This window comes from uncultured Pluralibacter sp. (genome assembly GCF_913775985.1).
Lineage (GTDB): Bacteria > Pseudomonadota > Gammaproteobacteria > Enterobacterales > Enterobacteriaceae > Pluralibacter.
The window spans coordinates 1-21,674 of the sequence record NZ_CAJYMB010000039.1; the positions used below are offsets into that span (position 1 = coordinate 1).

Sequence of the window (21,674 nt, forward strand, 5' to 3'; positions counted from 1 at the left end):
ATATTATTCCTACCCTGATGAGCCGCGCGCTGGGCGTCACTACCCCGGCGCGCGATTACAGCGTCGGGCAGGATCTGCTGTCGCCGGGAGCCCAGCCGCGCCATCTGATCGTGGGCAGCTATTACAACTACGCAATAGTATCGCCCCACGAGCTGGACGTGGTAACGCCTGACGGCATGCAGACTAACATGACGCCGGATATGCAGCCGTTAAAACGCCCGGCAGACAAAGAGGCCCTGCGCCAGGCAATGGAAGAGATGTCGCGGTTTTATCGCTGATTGAGGGAAAAGCCTCCGGCAATGCCGGAGGTAGAAAGCAGGTATTCAGTTAGACACTGATAGTTTCGAGAAGTGCGAACATCAAACCGCCATTACGATACGCTGATACTAACTGGCTAATTGGTTTTTCTGAACCGACGTATTTTTGCAAAATCTATTGTAGTTAATGATAGCTGCGTTGAACTCTGCTTTCTTGGTGCAGCCAATTTTCCTCATGATCCGCTGCTTGTAGCCGCTGACGGTTTTCTCATTGATGCCCAGCATTAGCCCTATCATTTTTGCTTTATAACCCAGGTAAAGGTAGCGACAGACACGCTTCTCGCGATAGTTGAGTCGGCTTAATAAAGCATATGACGGCGTATTTACGCCCGCATCTCGCCTGCAGGGGTTATCAAAGACCAGGGTATGTAAATATTCAAAACTTAAGTCTTCACTGGATATTACGAATATATTTTCTTTTTTAAAATGACTCAACAATAGTGAAAAACCCATTGCCACTTTTTTATCAACAATAACAACGGTTCTCTCATACTTTTCTTTTTGATTTGAAAATGAAATTTCCAGAAAATCTATAGCCTGTGCAATAGTATAATTTTTGACAACGGGTATAACTACGCTAGTGTTCTGAGTATCACTGATAAGATCGGCATAATACTTATCAATACTGACGCTCACTCCATGACTAAAGAAAATATTATCGGTTATGACAATAACTTCCCGAATTCTAAGATTGGTATGCGTTGCAATGCGATTTTCCATAAAATTACACTCCATTATTCAATGGCAATGGCAGCAGAGAAAATTATAAGAAGCCAATTCCAGTTGAAGTTAATCTTTGTATAGTATTCACTCAACAATGTAAAAATATGCCTACAAGCCCTTACAAAAACTCACAGTTAACGTAACCTTTGAAATTATTAATATTGACAAGTTTAAAAGACTCAACAGCTCAACGTTCATAATGCTGATTTCCAGATATCCTCAACACTGCGCGTAAACCTTTTCCTGGATTTTATCTTTATTCACATAATCACAAAATTTCTTAAACCAAATACACCAACCTCGAAACCTTATCTCAACAATAACAGCAAGTTATCAGGGGTTAAAATCAAATAAACTCAATAAACTTCAAAGACTGTGCATTAGAAAAAAGAGAAATCAGGTAATAGCATTTAAGATCAAAAGACACATAACTTTCTGTTCTTAAAGAGAATATTATGTTCCATTTAAATTTTTACCAAAAACCGAAAATGTTCAAAAGTTAACCAGTGAGAAATTTCTTAATATTTCTTTTGTTTTATTAAGATAAAGTATTTATAACTCTTCACGCAGGTATTCCGGTTTATACAGCACACAGGATTGGTACTTATGGATAATGAACATCAACCCTCAGACACTGATAGTCACCACATTACAAGCTTGTATCATATTGATAACAAGGTAGAGTTCGATCATCAGAAATGTTTATTAAGGTCTCTCGAGACTGATACTACATTTACTTTACTGGCAGCGGCTTCAGAATGTTTTCTTGTTTTACTGATGAACCACGGGCACCTTGTAAATAAAAGTAAACTTATTCATGAAGGCTGGGAAAAATATGGACTTCATGTTAGTGACAACACTTTTTATCAAAATATTTTGGTTCTGCGTAAAGGACTCAGAACCTGCGGTATCGATTATGAAGTGATCAGGACACTACCGAGAAAGGGGCTCATTGTTCCAGAAACTATCCAGGTCACAGAGATACCCCTTAATATACCAGAGAGCAAAATTTCATCAGTGATGGAAGAGGAACTCGTATATGCTTCTGAGGCAAATGAAGATATACAATGTGAAGAGAACGCAGCCCAGCCTAACCTTTGCGCTCAGTCATATGACGATGCTCAACGTCCTCAAACGCCAGTTTTCGTAAACGACTCAACGACCGCAGTTGACGCCCAAAATAATAATCAGCATGATAACGAACCTTATGACAAGCAGCCGCACTTTGTTGAAGACGGAAAAAAGAATGAAGCACATCAATACCAGACTCCTGAAGGCCCATTTGCTATAAAGGAATCACTCACTCCACGAAATATGATAATTCTACTTTTACTAATATTAGCTGCTGGCACGCTGCTATATTTTACACGTGATATTAATAGTGCAGGAGAGGATTACTTCACTCACTATAAGAGACAAGGTGTAGAACAGGGCTGTAATATTTATATTTCAGAAAGCATTACATCTGCATTTAACGTTAAAAATTTCTTATCCGATAATGGAATTAAATGTAACAATAATGAAACGCTTTACATTTCGACTCATGATTTTATTGCCCGGAAATCATTATTAAAATGCAGCAGGCCATTTGGTTCCGGCAGCAAAGATAATTCATGCATGTCCTATTATATTATGGATGGTGATTATGACCAGTAAGCGCTTATTAAAGCAGATTTCATTTGTTTTTATCATTTTAGCAATAGCCATTCTGGCAAAGCCAATACTGGCATTGTATTCACCGTCGCAGAGGCTTAATTTAACCTGTAATGCCAACCTAACCGTTATTAAGATGAATTCGAAGCTTTTCCTTGCCATTAAGTATTACATCAATGGTAATAATGGTATTATAAACTACCAAGGGATTCTGGATGATGGGGAGGATATTTATAACGTTAGTCGTGCAGCCTATTTTAAGGTAAATAGATTTAAAAAAATGGTTAATATAAAAACATCTGAAATCACCGTCTCTCCGGCAGATGATACGCCCTTAGATAAAATAGAGAATCTGATTCCAGCTGCGTATCTGGTAAAAGACCAGAATTTTAAGTTTGAAATTTATAAGCAGTCAAATAATAGCTATATTTTTTCAACAGGGTATATACCTTCATTTCATTGCTCTGTAGTTTAAAGGAGAGCACACATGGTACATATCACCGTTAAAACACGATTTAATCCACGTAGCTATATAGCATAATATACTTGCATGAATCATCCAAGAATCGACAATCTCTATTCATTTTTGATATTAGGATCTTAATATTATAAAAACGTTAAATAGATTGTTAGTTAACATAATATTGCTAACCACAGAGAATAGATAAAATAATAAAAAATATAAATAACTTATAGTAATTGAGCAATCTAGTTCTTTGACAGATACTAGATTGCCACAAACGCAATTTATAATAATAATTATAACTGTATCATCATTTAAGTAATACTAATCGTAGGTGACTTTCACAATTAAATTTGTTGAAAAGGCCCCACTCTTTAGATTGGGTCCCGCATGTAGTGTTGCTCGCACAGGTATAGCGGTTGTGGTTCCATCTTCAAGATAAACTGAGCTCTGATTATTAGCGGAAACATCATTGATTTCAATGGAGGCTTTTAAACTGCCATCTGGTCTAATCAAAATACCATCAACAGGATAACCAATAACCTCAAATCTGGCAAAAGCACTACCATTTTTACATGAGGCATTTAAATTAATAGAACGAGATAACCCTTCAGCCTGTTTGATAAAAAAAGAACCAAAGTTTATTTTTTCTGAAGACAGTATTGTATTACAAGTCGTATTTTCAGCAGGTGGGTCAGGTAAAATTGCCTTGTTAAATAATCCGACATCTTGATCAGCGGATAAGGTTCCGCCACCTGCAGGAACAGGTGCAATACGCAACGTTGGCGTTCGGTATAGCTCCATTGGCTTATATTTACTTACATATTTAAAACAGCCAAAATATCTCATACTTCTGCCATAGCTTGACGCTAACAGCGATCTCAAATCGGCACCTGTCATACGATATTTCATACCGATAAATAAATCAGCAGTATTCGCGGTATCGTATCTAACTCTGTTATAGCAAGTGAGCACTAAGGCACATGACTGTGTTGCAGGATCGGCATTGGCGTTGCATGCTCGAAGAACGCCATTTGGAATCGCACCAGAAAAGGTTATATTCCTCAATCCCATTTGGAAATTTGGATCATTTTTATCTGGTATAGAAAAAAAGATATCACCGATCGGAATTTCTACTGCCAATCCAATTTTACAAGTAACCCCCAGTAATATAAGGATAAACAACCTTACTATTTTAGTATTTTTTATCATATGTAAGCCTCCAGCCCAAAATATAATTAGAATTCACTCGTAACTCATAGAAAATGAGAGACTCACATCAAATGCCCCTCGTTCAATAGATTTTTCTTTTATGGCTGTTGGCTCTCCCACAATAAATGCAGAATAATCAAAGCTTGTGGTATTCGATGTTAACTGCTGCAGGTTGCCGTCACTATTAATCTTAATGAGATTGTTCTCTTTATTTAAAATACCAATAGCAACTCCTGACGCTTTGCCATCGATAGGAACAGCCAGATATCCCGGCATCTCACCGCTTTCTGCCCCTTTCATTGCAATACGTACAGACTTAGATATTAGCACATCGCAATTAATTAATTTTATTTGAAAATTAACATTACGAAGTTTGGTTCCATTATAAATAAACGTATCCGGGATGCTGCCAAAGTTTAAAGGGATAACCGTAGTTTCGGGGGAAAGATTACATGCTTCTTTAACCAACTCCCCATTAAACTTAAGATTATCGGCTGCATAAACGTTATGTAATTTAATGATAAGGAGAAAAATCAAGCCAGTTAACTGTATTTTTTTCATCGCTCATTTAATCTCTCATTCATATTTTAACATCATTGTCGCCGCAGCGGTAAATTTCCCCTCTGCGAGCGTCACACCAGTCTGATTTATCGGAACCGCGTCTAGCTTTGGCGGACTACCAGCCGTAACTGTATATTTCTTTTCAAACTCCAGGGGTTTGCCATCTATGTAAATTTTTATTCCTAACCCACCAATATTCGTCTGTAATGTACCGGGTGAAAAACTGGCCACCGTACTGCTTGTAATCGTCATTGAGAGCGTCCACGGTGCTGGACTAATGCAGCTCTGCGTATAGACGATTTCCTTCATGAAATTCTTGCCGTCAATTCGGGAGATGCTCACGCGGTCAAACGGCACTTCGATATCCTCCCCCCCATTCAAAAGGCAGGGCGGTGGGACAATAAGATGGCCGCGAAACTGCACAGCAGTTGTGCGATTTCCGGTCGTCGCATCAATATCCCCCCAGGCACTATTTAATATAATAAAATTGACTGCCAGAAAAGTTATCGCTTTTGCATTCATTGATAAATAACCTCAAGCGTGGCATTTCCGACAAAGGCTTTAGTCGTATTTGTTATCGGAGAGCTAGAAATTGAGATCGGTGCCGCATATAGTTTAGGGGTGCCAGGATAGGTAAATTTAACCGTATCAACACCAACCCGTATAATTGACTGAGTATCCGAAGATATTTTAATGCCTAACGCGGGAATATCGGTTGCCAGACAACCTTCACAGGTCAAAGATGCATCTGCGGACTGGCCGGCAAAACGCAACTGCATGGCGTTGGACGTTGGCGCGCTGCATTCTACTTTGTAGTCAATGGGACGTTTATAATACTCGCCGTCGAGAGCAGTAATTTTTACCAGGCCAAAGTCCACGGTAATGGCAGCTTGCCCGTTAAGGCCGCTAATTGTACAAGGAGCGGGCTCAAGGACCATCCCGCTTAAGCCAATAACGAGCGTCTGTGGAGCAGGTACTGCAAATACGAAACCGATACATCCCAGCGAAAGCAGGGTCGTTAATAAGCAGAAAATTCTGCGCAACATATCAGCCTTACCTCGCTCTTAGTTGTACATCATGTGGAAAAAAATGGTGGTATAAAAAGCCCCGGCGATTAAGGGCTCTGCGGTTCTTACTGGGGTAATCGTATAGCGAATACTGTCCTGACCCGGAGTAAGTACAAACTGCTGTCCGGGAAAGCCAATGCGCACGGCACGATTACGCTGGTCTTTAATTATCAGACCGAGGCCGGACGTGCCCGATGCCGCAACAAGATCGGAATTGGTACTATCTGCCGCAGCGAGAAAAGATACCGTTACCGACGGCTGATAATTATCAAAGAATTGACTTCCGCTTCTGTCATCCCGGGTGGCGCTGCCCGTGCGCAGACAATCCATAAAAGTAAGCTCAAACGAGACTGGCTTTCCATAATCACCCACGAGCTGAAAGTGGGATGTCGGCTGAACGCCTAAATCAATTTCCTGATAGGCAGAGTCTAGTTCCAACCGACAGGCATTTTCCACCAGCTCGCCTCTGACCTCTATTCTTCCGGTTAAGCTTGTTTCGTTCCTGTTTTGTGAATTGGCCGCGCTACTAAACGTAATAAGTAGCAGGTAACACTGGACCATCAGATATTTATATGATTTAGACATTGAACGTTCTCAGTATTATCCGTTTTTTATTGTTTTTCCGTTACAGGTCGCACCGCTGCAGCTGAAAACGAGCTTCGGATATCCACCGTAATCGTTAATGTAAGTCAGCACCGGTGCGCTCCCAAGCTCTGCAGCGCTCACGTTGGCATAGCCTGATGAAAAAGGTGCCAGCATAATGGGCTCGAATTTTTTAACCGTTGTTTTTTGGTTTGGACCCGCATCAACAAAAGTCACATAATAGGGTGTCGGGTTATTTAACTTAATACGTTCACCTTCACGAATAAGGATGACTTTATCCTGCCAGGGAGTAGCACCCGCTTCATCTGAGACAACAATTGCCTTAGGTCGATAAAAAAGCTTAATACGCGACTGCAGCGCTATCTGCAGCACGTTCGGCTGATCGCTGCGGGGTGGGATTTCGCGTAAATTAAAATAAAAAATACTTTCGCGATCCTGAGGTAGTTGCCCAACTGCGGGCAAAGACTGCACTTTTACCTGACTTTTAGCACCGGGCTCAACGCGCTGCAGCGGCGGCAGCAGCGTCAGCGGAGAGTTAATTTTCTTTCCGTCAGTATCTTCCAGCCACGCCTGTACCAGATACGGCAATTTTTTATTTTCGTTACTTATGCTAAGGCTGATTGATTTTTCACCGCCATTGAATATTGCCCTGGTGCGGTCTAGTGCAATAGCGGCATGCGCCATCTGCATTCCCATAACAGCTAACGAAACGATTCCTGCAATAGATTTAAAGTTCACTTTCTGCTCCTGAATATATTAACTGTTACTGATACTGGCACACGGTAATAGCATGCTTTGCAGTGCTTTCTCTGATATTACTTTGGGGAAAATAATTTGACACTGTAACTCCCCTCCCCATTTTACTCGCATCACCTCATCTGCTTTTATACCGCTGAGATAGGCACTGCCGTCATCATTAACAATACCTACTTCCCGATCCTGGGCATTAATAACAGAAGCACCAAACGGCGGCGATGAACCATCTTTCAGTTTGATATATACCAGACCTTTATCCCCCTGAATAACATTGAAGCGGCGATAGCCGATGGCCCCTTCCGTCAACGTTACCTGTTCAACGGAATTAAGCACTTCTACATCATCAGGAACTTTATTCACATCCACTTTCAGCTCATTGCGATAGTAATCACTAATATCGGCAATAACGGCTTTGCCGAAATAGTTTGATCGCACGGTTGAACCATAACCTCGCAGCGGTACGTTGCTGACATCGTCAGTGTCAATGAGGACGCGGCTGCCTCCCATACGATTGATACGATGAAAAGCAATGCCTTTCGTTGTCGCTGTTACCCCACCTTGCAGGCCCAATCCGGCAGATTTATACATTCCTTCCTGGTAGCTGGCATTAGTATCCACACGAGTTAAATCACCGTCATAGCTGTAGAAGCCGCTCGCGGAATTTCTGGCACTGTCTTTGCCCACGCTCATCTGATAGTTGGCCCGATCGCTCAGGCTATTAAAATAGCTTACCTGGTTACTGCTGCCGTCTTTATAACGCGAGCCGTTATAGCTAATCGTACCACCGCCCCACGGCACGGAAAGTGTAAAATAGGCACCGTCATCTTTTAAGTCATTATATTTGCTACGATAAGCATTTAACGAAAAATTAAGATTTTTTATCTTATAAAAATCAAAATATTTCGACATCGACAGATTATATCTATTCTCAGAATTTTCATTCCAGTATGTTTTATGATTATAGTCCAGATAAACGCTGGTACCCAACTCAATAAATTGCTTATTGAAGCTAATGGTGTACATCTCTTTCATATTTTGCAGACGTGAGTGCGTTTCTTTAACACTCAAATAGTCCGCCATGCTTAAATAATTACGCTCGGAAAAGCGATAGCCGGCAAAAGTTACCTGACTATTGTATTCATCAAACCGCTTCGAATAACTCACGCGGTAGGAGTTTCCCTGGACAGTGTCATTTCCGGGCAGTTTGGCGCGGGAGTGGGTGGTATCAAACGAAACCGCGCCAAATACCATCAGATCGCGTCCAACACCCAGCGCACCAGCTTGATAATCGCTATTTGCTGTTCCACCGCCATAAAGCGACCAGCCGTTTGAAATACCCAGGGAAAACTCCCCCATGGAGAACATTGGTCCTTGGGTATGATGCCTGATATCTGAAGGCTTACCGGCCGAGACCTTGTATCGCAGCGCTCCGGGACGCGTTAAATAAGGTATGCTGGAAGTCTGGATCTTAAACTGTTGCGTCGTGCCGTCCTGCTCTTCAACCTTAACATCCAGTTCACCGTTTACCGCATCGTTCAGATCCTGGATCACAAACGGCCCCGGCGCCACCTGGGTTTGATAAAGGACGGCACCCTGCTGGGACACGGTGACCCTGGCGTTGGTTTTCGCCACGCCGGTCACCTGCGGCGCATAGCCGCGCAAGTTCGGCGGCAGCATATTGTCATCGCTGCGCAGCGTTACGCCGCTAAAGCGGAAGCTGTCAAAAAGATCCGAATAGAGATAGTCCTCACCAATAGATAAGCGCGATCGTAAACTTCTGATTGGTCTGAAAAGGTAATATCGCGTCCAGTCAAATTGTCTCTGACCGGCATTGTGTTCATTATCGATGCGGCTTTGCCAGTCCGCGCGCGCGCGCCAGGGCCCCAGGTTAAATCCAGCGGTGCCGTTCGCAGACATGCTGTTACGGTCTGACGCGTTGTTAGACTTGGTTGTGGTGACGTTTCCGTTGTAATCAAATATAACCCCTGGAATACCGTCGTCCCAGCGAGATGGCGGATCCCAGTTCTCCGCTATATATTCCAGCCACGCCTGCGGAATGGTAATTGTCAGCGACTGACTCGCCAAATCAGGCTTAAAGGTCCAGCCTGATTTAACGGGCAGGATAAGACAGGTGTCCCGCCCCTCTTTTTTGTCATACCAGTTAAGCTGTTTAAGGTGTTTTTCCGTTAGCGCAAACTGATCGACGAGATCCTCGGTCAAGCAAGGGATTGTGTTTTTTTCATCGTTAGGGTCGGGAAAGAAAACAATCTCAGCATCTTTTATTTTTTTTCCATTAAGTATGATGCCCATCGTATATTTTCCAGGCATAATGTAGCCCGCACGATCGAAAACGGAAATATCTATATTTTTCTTATCATCAGCATCTAAAATATCAGTATTGAACTGGATATCGGTTGCATAGGCCGCTTTATGCCCCCATATCAGGATAAAGATAGCAAGGGCAAGCCTTTTTTTTAGAAAATACGATGTCGTCCTTTGCATCCCTTTGCTACCTTATTAAAAATAATTAACCTTATATCTAATCGACGAAAATATATCACCTGAGGATATATACTCCCCTTTTTTCTCAACGGCCAAATAGTAGGGAATGATCGTTTTGTTATGCTGCTCTATATGAGGCCTGGATGTAGCTCCCGGGAGAATTCGATTCAGCATTCCATCATAAATTACAATTCCAACACCTTTAGCAGATCCATTATTTATAAACCAATCACCAAGATGCTCACCATCAAATACAATCTCAAAAAAACCTGATGTAGAGCGACTCTGAGTTACCCTGGAAAAATCACACTTAAGAAGCCGAATGTTGAAAGGCACAATGTGTTGATAGTTTTCACGGTTTAACTCTCCGCTGGTTAGCGTTCCCAGATCAATCGTTTGATTTAATGACGACATATCAATACTGCAGGCGTCTTTCATAATACTTCCATGAAGACCTACTCTTCCATGGAGATCGTCCCCTCCCAAGGCGCAGGTAGACAATAATGCAAAATAATACCCAGCGAGCGCCGTTATTTTTTTCACATGAATTATTCTCCTGAACAAAGGCACTATAGATAGCTCTAAAGTGCCTTCATCATAAATGCTATACTGGCTTATTGATAAGCAAGGGCATAGTTAGCAATTGAGGAGAAGTTACCCGGAACGATTGTAGGTGCAGTACCGCCGCCAGCAGCGGCTTTATCACCCTGCAGGTAAGCTGCGAATGCCAGCGTGTTAGAGCCGTCGATCATCGGAACGGCCGTTGATGCCTGGCCCAGCTTAACAACGGTACCAGAACCATTGGTGATTGCGATGCTCGCGCCGCTGGCATCCCCGGTGATACCTAACAGATCCGGATTACCATTAGAAGGTGCACCGGTAAAGGTAGCTTTAACCTTTGTCAGGGTCTGAGTATCACATTTTTCAAGCTTAATCTGGAAATCAACAGGTGTTGATTTACCGCCGTCTTTCAGCTGGCTAACTGGAATCTGCCCCAATGAGATTTCTTGCTTAGCACTTTCCGGGTTAATTGAGCACGGTGCTTCAATGATAGAGCCGGTGAACTTAACTTCACCTTTACCCTGATCTTTCGTTGCTGCCTGAGCTGCACAGGCCATAAATACGGTAGAGATAACCACTGCGGATAACTTTAATTTCATTTCTAACATCCTTTTTATATGAGTTGCATACTGCATATGTGCTTTATTTGCACATGTGTGCCTTACATACACATGTTCAGTATATTTTCCTACGCTGAACCTCGTCAGGTAGTGGTTGCATCATATACAAAACGTGCTCAGCCCAGCACCTCAATAAGCATCAATTAAACTCAATTTATATTTCAGGGCATCCAGCCAAACATCAATAAATATAAATTAAGAGGAATTCCGTGTTTTTAGCTAGCAGTTAAAATTAATTCACTTGAATACAAACGACTCGACTTCCCTACAATTGACTGCCTTTCACAGGCCAGTCTCACTCTATTAATTTCAGTCAAAAATGCTAGTCCATTGTTTTAAAATTAATTTAAAAAAGATAGCGCCAAAATGATTTATGCATGAGACTAATTTAAGTTCTGTTGAGTACTATTAACTTCTCACATTTGCACGTTCTGTTTTATGATGATTTTGTGAGGTCATGGTTGGTATAAAAAGATGGACCCTATTTATCTTTTACTCCGAAATGAAAACATCTATTAAAATATATTCACTTCATCATTTGTTATATTCGTTTTTTAGCGTCTTCTTTTGATGAAGATCATTACCCCGTATACAGTATTCAAAACCTTTCTAAAAAATTGATACTCGCAAAGATAATGGTTCTCCGATTCAAGTATCTGGTGTGCTATGCAGCGGCTTTTATTTGTCCCTGTTTGTGCCCTGACGTTCTACAGAAAAGAAGAGGAGAGGCATTATGTCGCGGTTTTATCGCTAATCAGAAACAAAAAAGCCACCTCGCGCTGAGGTGGCTTTTCACATCACTGTCGGAGATTACAGCAGTTCAGGATATTTGGTCATTTTCAGCGCCAGCTCAACGCCGCGCACTTCAGCCATCCCTTTCAGCCGGCCAATCGCGGAGTAGCCCGGATTGGTCTTCTTCTTGAGATCGTCAAGCATCTGGTGGCCGTGATCCGGACGGAACGGGATCGGACGCGTGTCGCCGGCGCGCTTGCGGCGCAGCTCTTCGGCCAGCACGGCATCCACTACCGCCACCATGTTGACGTCGCCGTCGAGGTGCGAGCCTTCGTGGAAGGTCTTCGGGTTCTCTTCCCGACAGGTGGCGCGCAGGTGAGTGAAGTGAATACGGTCGCCGAAGGTTTCAATCATCTGCACCAGGTCGTTATCGGCGCGCACGCCGTAGGAGCCGGTACACATGGTGAATCCGTTGTAAATGCTGTCAACGGTCTCTTTCATCCACTGCATATCTTCAATAGTAGAGACGATGCGCGGCAGGCCGAGGATCGGGCGCGGCGGATCGTCCGGGTGGATCGCCAGGCGCACGCCCGCTTCTTCGGCCACCGGCACGATGGCGCGCAGGAAGACGGCCATGTTTTCGCGCAGCTGTTCTTTATTAATGCTGTCATACTCGGCCAGGCGCTGGCGGAACTGGTCCAGCGTATAGCCCTCTTCGGCACCCGGCAGCCCGGCAATAATATTGCGGGTCAGTTTATCGATGTCCTCGGGGCTCATGGCATTAAAGTATTCCTGCGCCTGGCGCTGCTCTTCTTCCGAGTAGTCGGCCTCGGCGCCCGGGCGCTTGAGGATGTGCATTTCAAACGCGCCAAACGCGATCTGATCGAAGCGCAGCGCTTTAGAGCCGTCCGGCAGCGTGTAGCCAAGATCGGTGCGGGTCCAGTCGAGGATCGGCATGAAGTTATAGCAAACGGTGTCAATCCCGCAGGCGGCAAGGTTGCGGATGCTCTGCTGGTAGTTAGCAATCCAGGTGGCGCAGTCGCCGGAGTGGGTTTTAATATCCTCGTGCACCGGAATACTTTCCACTACGGACCAGCTCAGCCCTTTTTCGGCCAGCAGCGCCTTGCGCGCTTCAATCTCTTCAACCGGCCATACCTGGCCGTTGGGAATATGATGCAGCGCAGTGACGACGCCCGTCGCGCCAGCCTGACGAATGTCGTCCAGAGAAACCGGATCTTTAGGTCCGTACCAACGCCATGTTTGTTCCATCACTTCACCTCTTAACTTGTTATACCAATACCGGGTAACTTATTGACGACTACCATACAGCCTCAGCAAAAGACGTCAAATACCGCCCGCCGTTTGATTGATCGACGTCACAGTCTCTATAAAATACCGGCATACCAATTCTATTTGCTGTCATATAACTTTAAACTTGGCGTCGTTAATTAATGGTTAATCAGGTGTATACAAAGATGAAAAATATCGCCACCGTCGCGCTGCCCGACAACGTTCAGCAGCCGCGCTACGATCGCAGCAGGCTGCAAACGCGGATTGTTCACCTCGGGTTTGGTGCCTTTCACCGGGCGCACCAGGCGCTGCTAACCGATCGGGTGCTCAATCAAGCCGGCGGCGACTGGGGCATCTGCGAAATAAGCCTGTTCAGCGCCGACGTGCTGATGCAGCAGCTTCGCCAGCAGGATCATCGCTATACCGTGCTGGAGAAGGGGCCGGATGGGAACCAGCCGATTGTTGTCGGGGCGGTTCGCGAGTGCCTTAACGGCAAACTCGATTCGCTGGAGACAATTATCGAAAAGTTTTGCGAACCGCAGGTGGCGATTGTTTCCCTGACCATTACCGAAAAAGGCTACTGCGTCGATCCGGCCACCGGCCTGCTGGATGTTACTCAGCCGCGCATTGTTCACGATCTGCAGACGCCCAACGCCCCGCGTTCGGCGCCCGGTATTCTGGTTGAGGCTCTCCACCGCCGCCAGCAGCGCGGGCTGGCGCCGTTTACTGTTCTTTCCTGCGACAACATCCCGGACAACGGCCGGGTGGTAAAAAACGCCGTGTTAGGTATGGCGGCGCGGCGCTCGGACCTGCTGGCGGCCTGGATAGAAGCGAACGTGCGTTTTCCCGGTACGATGGTGGACAGGATTGTTCCCGCGGCGACGCAGGCCTCGCTGGATGAAATCGCCGACGAGCTTGGAGTCAGCGATCCCTGCGCCGTCAGCTGCGAGCCGTTTATCCAGTGGGTCATTGAAGACAGCTTCGTCGCCGGTCGGCCCGAGTGGGAAATCGCCGGCGCGCAGCTTGTCGACGACGTGCTGCCCTGGGAGCAGATGAAGCTGCGAATGCTCAACGGCAGCCACTCGTTTCTGGCCTACGCCGGCTATCTGAGCGGATACCAATACATCAGCGACTGCATGAACGATCCGCTGTTCCGCACCGCGGCAGCGCGGCTGATGATGCAGGAGCAGGCGCCGACCCTGCGCATTACCGGCGTTGATTTGCAGGACTATGCGGACAGCCTGCTGGCGCGCTTTGCCAATCCGGCGCTGCAGCACCGTACCTGGCAGATCGCAATGGACGGCAGCCAGAAACTGCCCCAGCGGATGCTCGACAGCATTCGCCACTGTCTGCGCCACGGCACCGAATGGCCGCTGCTGGCGTTCGGCGTCGCCGCGTGGATGCGCTACGCCAGCGGGGTGGACGATAGCGGCAGCCCGATTGAGATAAAAGATCCCCTCGGGGATAAAATTGCCGCGCGGGTGGCGGCAAGCGAGGCGGCTGGCCGGGTCAGCGCCCTGCTCTCCCTGAGCGAGATTTTCGGTGCGGATCTGCCTGCTAATCCGCAGTTTGTCAGCGCCGTCAGCCGGGCCTGGGATCTTATCTCCCGTCACGGCACCCGCGAGGCGCTGCGCCTGACGCTGGGGCAGTAGCTCCCTCTCTTCGCGGACCCCCGCCCGGGGCGTCCGCAACAATGCTTCTCTTTTCACATTTTTTTCGTCAGGATACAGGCCGCACCCATTTTCCTGATATGGAGCTAATGTGACACGTACCAACTTAATAACCGGTTTTCTCGGAAGCGGTAAAACGACGACCATCCTGCACCTGCTGGCCAGCAAGCCTGAAAATGAGAAGTGGGCGGTGCTGGTCAACGAATTTGGTGAAGTCGGCATCGACGGCGCCCTGCTGGCCGACAGCGGCGCGCTACTCAAAGAGATCCCCGGTGGCTGTATGTGTTGCGTGAACGGCCTGCCGATGCAGATAGGGCTAAATACGCTGCTGCGCCAGGGCAAGCCTGACAGGCTGCTGATCGAACCTACCGGGCTGGGCCATCCGAAGCAGATCCTCGACATGCTGACCGCACCGGTTTACGAACCGTGGATAGATCTGCAGGCGACCTTCTGCCTGCTCGATCCGCGCCAGCTACTTGATGAAAAGATCCTGAACAATGAGAACTTCCGCGATCAGCTGGCGGTAGCGGATATTATCGTCGCGAACAAGAGCGATCGCGCTACGCCGGAAAGCCAGCAGGCGCTGGCGCGCTGGCGCGAGGCCGGAGGCGATGAGCGGGACATGGTTGAAACAACCCAGGGCCAACTTGATGCCGCCCTGCTCGACGCGCCGCGCAATAACCAGGTACAGCTTGCCGCCAGTGAGGCGCACAGCCACAGCCACGGGGCATCCCGGGGCCTGGCAGCGCTGAATCTGCCAGAAAATCAGCGCTGGCGGCGCAGTCTTAACAGCGGCCAGGGCCACCATGCCTGCGGCTGGATTTTCGATGCCGATACCGTGTTTGATACCATTGGCCTGCTGGAGTGGGCGCGGCTGGCGCCGGTTTCCCGCGTTAAAGGCGTGATGCGCATCGCCGAAGGGCTGGTACGCATCAACCGTCAGGGGCTCGATTTTCATATTGAAACTCAGAGCGCGCCGCCGCCGGACAGCCGCATCGAGCTTATCAACGACGGCGAGACCGACTGGAATGCGCTACAGTCTACTCTGTTGAAGCTTCGTTTAGGCTAGCAGACCTATTTTCCCATGGATGATCTAATCGTGAAGGATTTATGAAAACTCGACTTCCCCTGATTTTACTGCTCAACGTTGCCGGACTGGGCCTGTTTCTGAGCTGGTATCTGCCCGTAAACCACGGTTTCTGGTTTCCGGTGGATGCCGGCATTTTTCACTTCTTCAACCAGCACCTGGCGGACAGCCGCGGCTGGGCGTGGTTTTTGGCCATTATTAACAACCGCGCGTTTGACGGCTGTTCGCTGCTGGCAATGGGCTGCCTGATGCTCAGCTTCTGGCTGAAAGAGGACGCCACCGGCCGCCGGCGGATTATCATCATCGGGCTGGTGATGCTGCTGGCGGCAGTGATTATTAACCAGCTGGCGCAGCATTTGATGCCGGTAAAACGCGCCAGCCCGACACTCTTTTTCCCCGACGTGTATCGCGTAAGCGATCTGATTAATTTCTCCACTAAAGACGCTTCCAAAGACAGTTTCCCGGGCGATCACGGCATGATGCTGCTGATATTTTCCACCTTTATGTGGCGCTATTTCGGCGGTAAAGCCTTTGTGGTGGCGTTAATCATTTTTGTGATTTTTGCTTTCCCGCGGGTGATGATCGGCGCGCACTGGTTTACCGATATTGCTGTCGGCTCGCTGACCGCCGTTTTGATTGGCATTCCGTGGGTATTAATGACGCCGCTCAGCGATAAGATAATTGCGCTATTTGAGCAATATTTACCCCGTTCACTTTACAAAAAATAACGATTTACGCCCTAAGCGCGACCCGACAGCGGTTATCTTTATGATTTCTGCTGCGGGTAGCACGGGCTCTTTCTTAAAACACGCCGACGGCAGAATAAAAAATCACAGAAAAATGAGCTAATTGGCTACTTAACGCTCCGCCAGCTGTACGTTTTATCCGCATATCTGCGCCGTAACTTTTCCTATCATTATTTCTTATAAAAAAAACCGTAAAACCGCTAGCTAGGGGCATGTCAATAGGGTAACCTCAATCTCGTTTTGCTCAGTCAGGGATAACTGGCCTGAATCGTGAATAAATTTGTGCACTGTCGCACAAATTTGACAGTCAGGAATTGTCTCATTTTGAGCAGGTATTTAGTCTCGTCACGTTCGGCATCTTCGTAACGATCTTTTCGTTAAGGACTTCAAGGGAAAATAAACATAATGGTCAAGTCTCAACCACTTTTGAGATATATCCTGCGGGCAATCCCCGCTGTAGCAGTCGCGGTTCTGCTTTCTGCATGTAGCACAACGAACACCGCAAGAAATATGCATTCTGAGACGCATGGTGTGGGTATGGAAGACCCTTCCTCACTGCAAGCCTCTCAGGATGAATTCGAATCCATGGTGCGTAATCTCGACGTTAAGTCGCGTCTTATGGACCAGTATGCCAGCTGGAAGGGCGTGCGCTACCGCCTCGGCGGCGAAAGCAAGCGCGGCATTGACTGCTCGGCGTTTGTTCAGCGCACCTTCCGCGAACAGTTTGGTATGGATCTGCCCCGCTCAACCTACCAGCAGCAGGAAATGGGTAAATCCATTTCACGTAAGCAACTGCGCACCGGCGATCTGGTATTGTTCAGAGCAGGCTCTACCGGCCGCCACGTGGGCATCTATATCGGCAACAACCAGTTTGTTCACGCCTCCACCAGCAGCGGCGTTACTATCTCTAATCTGAGTGAGCCTTACTGGAACAAGCGTTACAACGAAGCGCGTCGGGTGCTGAGCCGCTCCTGATATTTATGGATAGCTCAGGCGTCTGAATTCCCTTGTTTGGACGCCCATGTAAAAAAAGCACTGTACGCACAGTGCTTTTTTTATTTACAGATTATCCCCGCGCGCTTGCTGCCCGGCATTCACAATCGCGCTGACCTCACTTATTATTCACCCATCCCAGTAACCCGCAGCGGCACGTAAAAGGACATTAACGGGTGAAATCCGCACTGACGGTACTTCTGTGCCTGACATTATGTAGCTTCAGCTCGCTCGCGCAGGCCGTAAAACAGAGCGACACTTTCGCCGTCATTGGCGAGCCAAAATACGCCGCCGGTTTCAGCCACTACGATTATGTCAATCCCGATGCACCAAAGGGCGGAGCCGTTACTCTGGCAGCGATCGGCACCTTCGATAACTTTAACCGCTTCGCCTCGCGGGGCAACGCCGCGGTGCGCACGGAATCGCTGTATGACGCTCTGTTCACCACCTCCGATGACGAACCGGGCAGCTACTATCCTCTGATTGCCAAAAGCGTGCGCTATGCCGACGACTTCTCCTGGGCAGAGGTGAGCCTCAATCCGCTGGCGCGCTTTCACGACGGCAGCCCGGTCACCGCTGAGGACGTAGCTTTTACCTTCCATAAATTTATGACCGAAGGCGTGACCCAGTTCCGCCTGGTGTATAAAGGTACGACGGTTGAAGCTATCGCCCCGCTGACCGTTAAGATAACCCTCGCTAAACCGGGTAAAGAGGACATGCTGAGCCTCTTCACCCTGCCGGTAATGCCGAAGAAATTCTGGGCAAAGCACAACCTCAGCGAGCCGCTCTCTGTTCCCCCGCTGGCAGGCGGCCCCTATAAAATTACCGCCTGGCGGATGGGCCAGTACATTACCTATTCCCGGGTAAAGGATTACTGGGCGGCCAATCTGCCGGTTAACCGCGGCCGCTGGAACTTTGACACCCTGCGCTACGACTATTATCTCGACGACAACGTGGCGTTTGAGGCTTTCAAGGCCGGCGCCGTCGACTTTCGCAGTGAATCCAGCGCCAAAAACTGGGCCACCCGCTACAGCGGCCGCAATTTTAACGATGGTTACATCGTCAGGCTGGCAGAGAAAAACACCTCGGCGCAGGATACCCAGTGGCTGGCGTTCAATATTCAGCGCCCGGTTTTCGCCAGCCGCCAGGTACGCGAGGCGGTGACGCTGGCCTTCGACTTCGAGTGGATGAACAAGGCTCTGTTTTACGGCGCCTACCGCCGGGCGAACAGCTATTTCCAGAATACTGACTATGCCGCCCGCGGCGCACCCGACGCCGACGAGCGGGCGCTGCTGATGCCGATGAAAAACGAGCTGCCCGCAGAGGTATTCACCGATGCCTGGCGACCGCCGGTATCCAGCGGCAACGGCTTCGATCGCGATAATCTGCTCAAGGCCAGCCGTCTGCTGGATGCCGCAGGCTGGGTGCTGAAGGGCGAGCAGCGGGTAAATGCAAAAACTGGCCAGCCGCTGCGTTTTGAGCTGCTGCTGCCGTCGTCGTCCAACAGCCAGTGGGTGATCCCGTTTCAGCACAATCTGAAGCGCATCGGCGTGCGAATGGACATTCGCCAGGTCGATAACTCGCAGGCCAGCAGCCGCCTGCGCAGCCGCGATTACGATATGATGCCCCGGCCGTGGCGGGCAATGCCGTGGCCCAGCGGCGGCGATCTGCAAATCTCGTGGGGATCGCAATACATCAACTCCTCCTACAACGGCCCCGGCGTAGCCAGCCCGGTGATTGATAGCCTTATCGCGCAAATGATCCGCCACGAAGGCGACAGGCAGAAGCTGCTGCCGCTGGGCCGGGCGCTGGATCGGGTATTGACCTGGAACTACTATCAGCTGCCGATGTGGTATATCGACACGGACCGGCTGGCCTTCTGGAACAAATTTTCCAGCCCCGCCGTGCGCCCGGTCTACTCTGTGGGTTTTGAAAACTGGTGGTATGACGTTAACAAAGCGGCCGGACTGCCGGCTGACAGGCGATGAGGAGCTAGAATGGGCGCGTACCTGGTCAGGCGGCTGCTGCTGGTGATCCCAACCCTGTGGGCGATCATCACCCTTAATTTTTTTATCGTGCAAATCGCGCCCGGCGGCCCGGTGGATCAGGCAATTGCCGCCATCGAATTCGGTCACGGCGGCTCGCTGCCCGGCGGCGGGGACGCAGGCGCGTCGGCCACCCACGCCCGCACCGGCGCGGGTAATATCAGCGAGGGGGAATACCGCGGCGGCCGCGGCCTCGATCCCGAGGTTATCGCCGAGATTACCCACCGCTACGGCTTCGATAAGCCTCTGCACGAGCGCTACTTCACCATGTTGTGGAACTACCTGCGCTTTGATTTTGGCGACAGCCTGTTTCGCAGCGCGTCGGTGCTGAGCCTGATCAAAAGCAGCCTGCCGGTGTCGATAACCCTCGGGCTGTGGAGCACGCTGATTATCTACCTGGTCTCGATTCCGCTCGGGATCCGCAAAGCGGTGTATAACGGCAGCCGGTTCGATATCTGGAGCAGCGCCTTTATTATTGTCGGCTACGCCATCCCGGCGTTTCTGTTCGCCGTAGTGCTGATCGTGGTGTTTGCCGGCGGCAGCTACTTCGACCTGTTCCCGCTGCGCGGGCTGGTTTCAGCCAATTTCGATACCCTGCCCTGGTATCAAAAAATTACCGACTATTTATGGCATATCGCCCTGCCGGTACTGGCTACCGTCATCGGCGGCTTTGCGGCCCTCACCATGCTCACCAAAAACGCCTTTCTCGACGAGATCCGCAAACAGTACGTGGTGACCGCCCGGGCCAAAGGCGTCAGCGAGAAAAATATCCTCTGGCATCATATTTTCCGCAACGCCATGCTGCTGGCAATTGCCGGCTTTCCCGCCACCTTTATCAGCATGTTTTTTACCGGCTCGCTGATGATTGAGGTGATGTTCTCCCTGAACGGGCTGGGGCTGCTGGGCTATGAGGCCACGGTGTCGCGCGACTATCCGGTGATGTTCGGCACGCTCTATATTTTTACCCTGGTGGGCCTGCTGCTGAATATTCTCAGCGACATCTGCTATACGCTTGTCGATCCGCGTATTGATTTCGAGGGGCGCTGATGATCCATCTTAACGCAGTCAATCAGGCCCGCTGGGTCCGCTTTCGCCACAACCGGCGCGGCTTCTGGTCGCTGGTGCTATTTTTGCTTATTTTTACCTGCAGCATGGCCTCCGAACTGATCGCCAACGAGCAGCCGCTGGTGGTGAAGTACAGCGGCAAGCTCTACTTTCCGGCGATCAAAACCTACAGCGAGAAGACATTCGGCGGCGAGTTTGCCACCGCGGCAGATTATCAGGACCCGTGGCTGCAAAAGCGGCTGGATGAACACGGCTGGGTGCTGTGGGCGCCGGTGCGTTTCGGGGCCACCTCAATCAACTTCGCTACCGATCGCCCTTTCCCCTCACCGCCCTCGGCGCAAAACTGGCTCGGCACCGACGCCAACGGCGGCGACGTGCTGGCGCGGATCCTGTACGGCACGCGCATTTCGCTGCTGTTTGGCCTGATGCTTACCGCATGCTCCAGCGTGATGGGCGTGCTCGCCGGCGCGGTCCAGGGCTACTACGGTGGGAAAATCGATCTGTGGGGCCAGCGCTTTATCGAAGTCTGGTCCGGAATGCCAACGCTGTTTCTGATTATCCTGCTCTCAAGCGTCGTCCAGCCCAACTTCTGGTGGCTGCTGGCCATCACGGTGGCGTTCGGCTGGATGACACTGGTGGGCGTAGTGCGCGCGGAGTTTCTGCGCACCCGCAACTTTGACTACATCCGCGCGGCGCAGGCGCTGGGCGTCAGCGACAGTGCAATTATTGTTCGCCACATGCTGCCCAATGCCATGGTCGCTACCCTGACGTTTTTGCCGTTTATTCTGTGCAGCTCCATCACCACGCTGACATCGCTGGACTTCCTCGGCTTCGGCCTGCCGCTCGGCTCGCCGTCGCTCGGGGAGCTGCTGCTGCAGGGCAAAAATAATCTGCAGACGCCGTGGCTCGGCATCGCCGCGTTTTTATCCGTGGCGGTGCTGCTCTCCCTGTTAATTTTTATCGGCGAAGCGGTGCGCGACGCCTTCGACCCGAGTAAGGCGGTATAAG

20 protein-coding genes and 1 pseudogene are annotated in these 21,674 nt (G+C 49.1%); 10 read left to right on the top strand and 11 right to left on the bottom strand.

Going from position 1 to position 21,674, the window contains the following annotated elements:
- Positions 1 to 278: pseudogene (locus tag QZ766_RS05190) on the top strand (hydrolase); the annotation flags it as partial.
- A gap of 108 nt (positions 279 to 386) precedes the next feature.
- Here QZ766_RS05190 and QZ766_RS05195 read toward each other — a convergent pair.
- On the bottom strand, positions 387 to 1,037 hold the full coding sequence (locus QZ766_RS05195) for a helix-turn-helix transcriptional regulator (RefSeq protein ID WP_297198260.1): 651 nt from the start codon (positions 1,035 to 1,037) through the stop codon (positions 387 to 389).
- Positions 1,038 to 1,646: 609 nt separating this feature from the next.
- Between QZ766_RS05195 and QZ766_RS05200 the strand changes: the two genes are divergently transcribed.
- On the top strand, positions 1,647 to 2,696 hold the full coding sequence (locus QZ766_RS05200; RefSeq protein ID WP_297198263.1) for a hypothetical protein: 1,050 nt from the start codon (positions 1,647 to 1,649) through the stop codon (positions 2,694 to 2,696).
- Positions 2,686 to 3,168: a hypothetical protein gene (locus tag QZ766_RS05205; RefSeq protein ID WP_297198266.1), complete on the top strand. Its 483-nt coding sequence runs from the start codon at positions 2,686 to 2,688 to the stop codon at positions 3,166 to 3,168. The genes QZ766_RS05200 and QZ766_RS05205 overlap by 11 nt, the downstream gene beginning before the upstream one ends.
- A 312-nt stretch (positions 3,169 to 3,480) precedes the next feature.
- On the opposite strand, the gene QZ766_RS05210 is transcribed toward QZ766_RS05205, so the two are convergent.
- The 10 genes from QZ766_RS05210 to uxuA all read right to left on the bottom strand — a co-directional run bounded on the left by QZ766_RS05210 (position 3,481) and on the right by uxuA (position 13,039).
- Complete coding sequence (locus QZ766_RS05210; RefSeq protein ID WP_297198269.1) at positions 3,481 to 4,368, bottom strand: hypothetical protein; 888 nt, start codon at positions 4,366 to 4,368, stop codon at positions 3,481 to 3,483.
- A 33-nt stretch (positions 4,369 to 4,401) separates the two neighbouring features.
- Entirely contained in the window at positions 4,402 to 4,929 is a 528-nt protein-coding gene (locus tag QZ766_RS05215; protein ID WP_297198272.1) for a fimbrial protein, read from the bottom strand.
- 15 nt (positions 4,930 to 4,944) lie between these two features.
- Complete coding sequence (locus QZ766_RS05220) at positions 4,945 to 5,451, bottom strand: fimbrial protein (RefSeq protein WP_297198275.1); 507 nt, start codon at positions 5,449 to 5,451, stop codon at positions 4,945 to 4,947.
- Entirely contained in the window at positions 5,448 to 5,975 is a 528-nt protein-coding gene (locus tag QZ766_RS05225) for a hypothetical protein (RefSeq protein WP_297198277.1), read from the bottom strand. The genes QZ766_RS05220 and QZ766_RS05225 overlap by 4 nt, the downstream gene beginning before the upstream one ends.
- Positions 5,976 to 5,993: 18 nt before the next feature.
- A complete protein-coding gene (locus tag QZ766_RS05230; protein ID WP_297198279.1) occupies positions 5,994 to 6,581 on the bottom strand; it encodes a fimbrial protein in 588 nt (195 codons plus the stop codon).
- 15 nt (positions 6,582 to 6,596) lie between these two features.
- The gene (locus QZ766_RS05235; protein WP_297198359.1) at positions 6,597 to 7,295 is read right to left on the bottom strand and encodes a fimbria/pilus periplasmic chaperone; all 699 of its coding nucleotides are present in this window, start codon (positions 7,293 to 7,295) and stop codon (positions 6,597 to 6,599) included.
- Between the two features lie 60 nt (positions 7,296 to 7,355).
- The gene (locus QZ766_RS05240) at positions 7,356 to 9,857 is read right to left on the bottom strand and encodes an outer membrane usher protein (RefSeq protein ID WP_297198281.1); all 2,502 of its coding nucleotides are present in this window, start codon (positions 9,855 to 9,857) and stop codon (positions 7,356 to 7,358) included.
- A 15-nt stretch (positions 9,858 to 9,872) separates the two neighbouring features.
- The gene (locus tag QZ766_RS05245) at positions 9,873 to 10,400 is read right to left on the bottom strand and encodes a fimbrial protein (RefSeq protein ID WP_297198285.1); all 528 of its coding nucleotides are present in this window, start codon (positions 10,398 to 10,400) and stop codon (positions 9,873 to 9,875) included.
- Between the two features lie 71 nt (positions 10,401 to 10,471).
- Positions 10,472 to 11,017 carry a fimbrial protein gene (locus QZ766_RS05250; RefSeq protein WP_297198288.1) on the bottom strand — a complete coding sequence of 182 codons (546 nt, stop codon included), beginning with the start codon at positions 11,015 to 11,017 and terminating at the stop codon, positions 10,472 to 10,474.
- Between the two features lie 831 nt (positions 11,018 to 11,848).
- Complete coding sequence (gene uxuA, locus QZ766_RS05255) at positions 11,849 to 13,039, bottom strand: mannonate dehydratase (RefSeq protein WP_297198291.1); 1,191 nt, start codon at positions 13,037 to 13,039, stop codon at positions 11,849 to 11,851.
- 206 nt (positions 13,040 to 13,245) lie between these two features.
- Here uxuA and QZ766_RS05260 point away from each other — a divergent pair, with 206 nt between their 5' ends.
- From QZ766_RS05260 to QZ766_RS05290, 7 genes are all read left to right on the top strand, one after another.
- The gene (locus QZ766_RS05260) at positions 13,246 to 14,712 is read left to right on the top strand and encodes a mannitol dehydrogenase family protein (RefSeq protein ID WP_297198294.1); all 1,467 of its coding nucleotides are present in this window, start codon (positions 13,246 to 13,248) and stop codon (positions 14,710 to 14,712) included.
- A 109-nt stretch (positions 14,713 to 14,821) separates the two neighbouring features.
- Positions 14,822 to 15,799 (top strand): GTP-binding protein, encoded by a 978-nt coding sequence (locus QZ766_RS05265; RefSeq protein WP_297198295.1) that lies wholly within the window; start codon positions 14,822 to 14,824, stop codon positions 15,797 to 15,799.
- A gap of 41 nt (positions 15,800 to 15,840) precedes the next feature.
- Positions 15,841 to 16,545, top strand: coding sequence for a phosphatase PAP2 family protein (locus tag QZ766_RS05270; protein ID WP_297198298.1), 705 nt, complete (start codon positions 15,841 to 15,843; stop codon positions 16,543 to 16,545).
- Between the two features lie 423 nt (positions 16,546 to 16,968).
- Complete coding sequence (gene mepS, locus QZ766_RS05275) at positions 16,969 to 17,538, top strand: bifunctional murein DD-endopeptidase/murein LD-carboxypeptidase (RefSeq protein ID WP_297198302.1); 570 nt, start codon at positions 16,969 to 16,971, stop codon at positions 17,536 to 17,538.
- Between the two features lie 194 nt (positions 17,539 to 17,732).
- Positions 17,733 to 19,544, top strand: coding sequence for an extracellular solute-binding protein (locus tag QZ766_RS05280; RefSeq protein WP_297198304.1), 1,812 nt, complete (start codon positions 17,733 to 17,735; stop codon positions 19,542 to 19,544).
- 9 nt (positions 19,545 to 19,553) lie between these two features.
- Entirely contained in the window at positions 19,554 to 20,648 is a 1,095-nt protein-coding gene (locus tag QZ766_RS05285) for a microcin C ABC transporter permease YejB (protein WP_297198306.1), read from the top strand.
- Positions 20,648 to 21,673: a microcin C ABC transporter permease gene (locus QZ766_RS05290; protein ID WP_297198309.1), complete on the top strand. Its 1,026-nt coding sequence runs from the start codon at positions 20,648 to 20,650 to the stop codon at positions 21,671 to 21,673. Before QZ766_RS05285 ends, QZ766_RS05290 begins: the two co-directional genes overlap by 1 nt.
- The last annotated feature ends 1 nt before the right edge of the window (position 21,674 follow it).

Excerpts from the sequence above, each read along its gene's own strand:
- QZ766_RS05235 (WP_297198359.1), bottom strand. The coding sequence starts at position 7,295 with ATGGGAATGCAGATGGCGCATGCCGCTATTGCACTAGACCGCACCAGG.
- QZ766_RS05250 (WP_297198288.1), bottom strand. The coding sequence starts at position 11,017 with ATGAAATTAAAGTTATCCGCAGTGGTTATCTCTACCGTATTTATGGCC.
- QZ766_RS05260 (WP_297198294.1), top strand. The coding sequence starts at position 13,246 with ATGAAAAATATCGCCACCGTCGCGCTGCCCGACAACGTTCAGCAGCCG.
- QZ766_RS05205 (WP_297198266.1), top strand. The coding sequence starts at position 2,686 with ATGACCAGTAAGCGCTTATTAAAGCAGATTTCATTTGTTTTTATCATT.
- QZ766_RS05230 (WP_297198279.1), bottom strand. The coding sequence starts at position 6,581 with ATGTCTAAATCATATAAATATCTGATGGTCCAGTGTTACCTGCTACTT.
- QZ766_RS05200 (WP_297198263.1), top strand. The coding sequence starts at position 1,647 with ATGGATAATGAACATCAACCCTCAGACACTGATAGTCACCACATTACA.
- QZ766_RS05240 (WP_297198281.1), bottom strand. The coding sequence starts at position 9,857 with ATGCAAAGGACGACATCGTATTTTCTAAAAAAAAGGCTTGCCCTTGCT.
- QZ766_RS05270 (WP_297198298.1), top strand. The coding sequence starts at position 15,841 with ATGAAAACTCGACTTCCCCTGATTTTACTGCTCAACGTTGCCGGACTG.
- QZ766_RS05285 (WP_297198306.1), top strand. The coding sequence starts at position 19,554 with ATGGGCGCGTACCTGGTCAGGCGGCTGCTGCTGGTGATCCCAACCCTG.
- QZ766_RS05215 (WP_297198272.1), bottom strand. The coding sequence starts at position 4,929 with ATGAAAAAAATACAGTTAACTGGCTTGATTTTTCTCCTTATCATTAAA.
- mepS (WP_297198302.1), top strand. The coding sequence starts at position 16,969 with ATGGTCAAGTCTCAACCACTTTTGAGATATATCCTGCGGGCAATCCCC.
- QZ766_RS05225 (WP_297198277.1), bottom strand. The coding sequence starts at position 5,975 with ATGTTGCGCAGAATTTTCTGCTTATTAACGACCCTGCTTTCGCTGGGA.
- QZ766_RS05290 (WP_297198309.1), top strand. The coding sequence starts at position 20,648 with ATGATCCATCTTAACGCAGTCAATCAGGCCCGCTGGGTCCGCTTTCGC.
- uxuA (WP_297198291.1), bottom strand. The coding sequence starts at position 13,039 with ATGGAACAAACATGGCGTTGGTACGGACCTAAAGATCCGGTTTCTCTG.
- QZ766_RS05195 (WP_297198260.1), bottom strand. The coding sequence starts at position 1,037 with ATGGAAAATCGCATTGCAACGCATACCAATCTTAGAATTCGGGAAGTT.
- QZ766_RS05220 (WP_297198275.1), bottom strand. The coding sequence starts at position 5,451 with ATGAATGCAAAAGCGATAACTTTTCTGGCAGTCAATTTTATTATATTA.
- QZ766_RS05210 (WP_297198269.1), bottom strand. The coding sequence starts at position 4,368 with ATGATAAAAAATACTAAAATAGTAAGGTTGTTTATCCTTATATTACTG.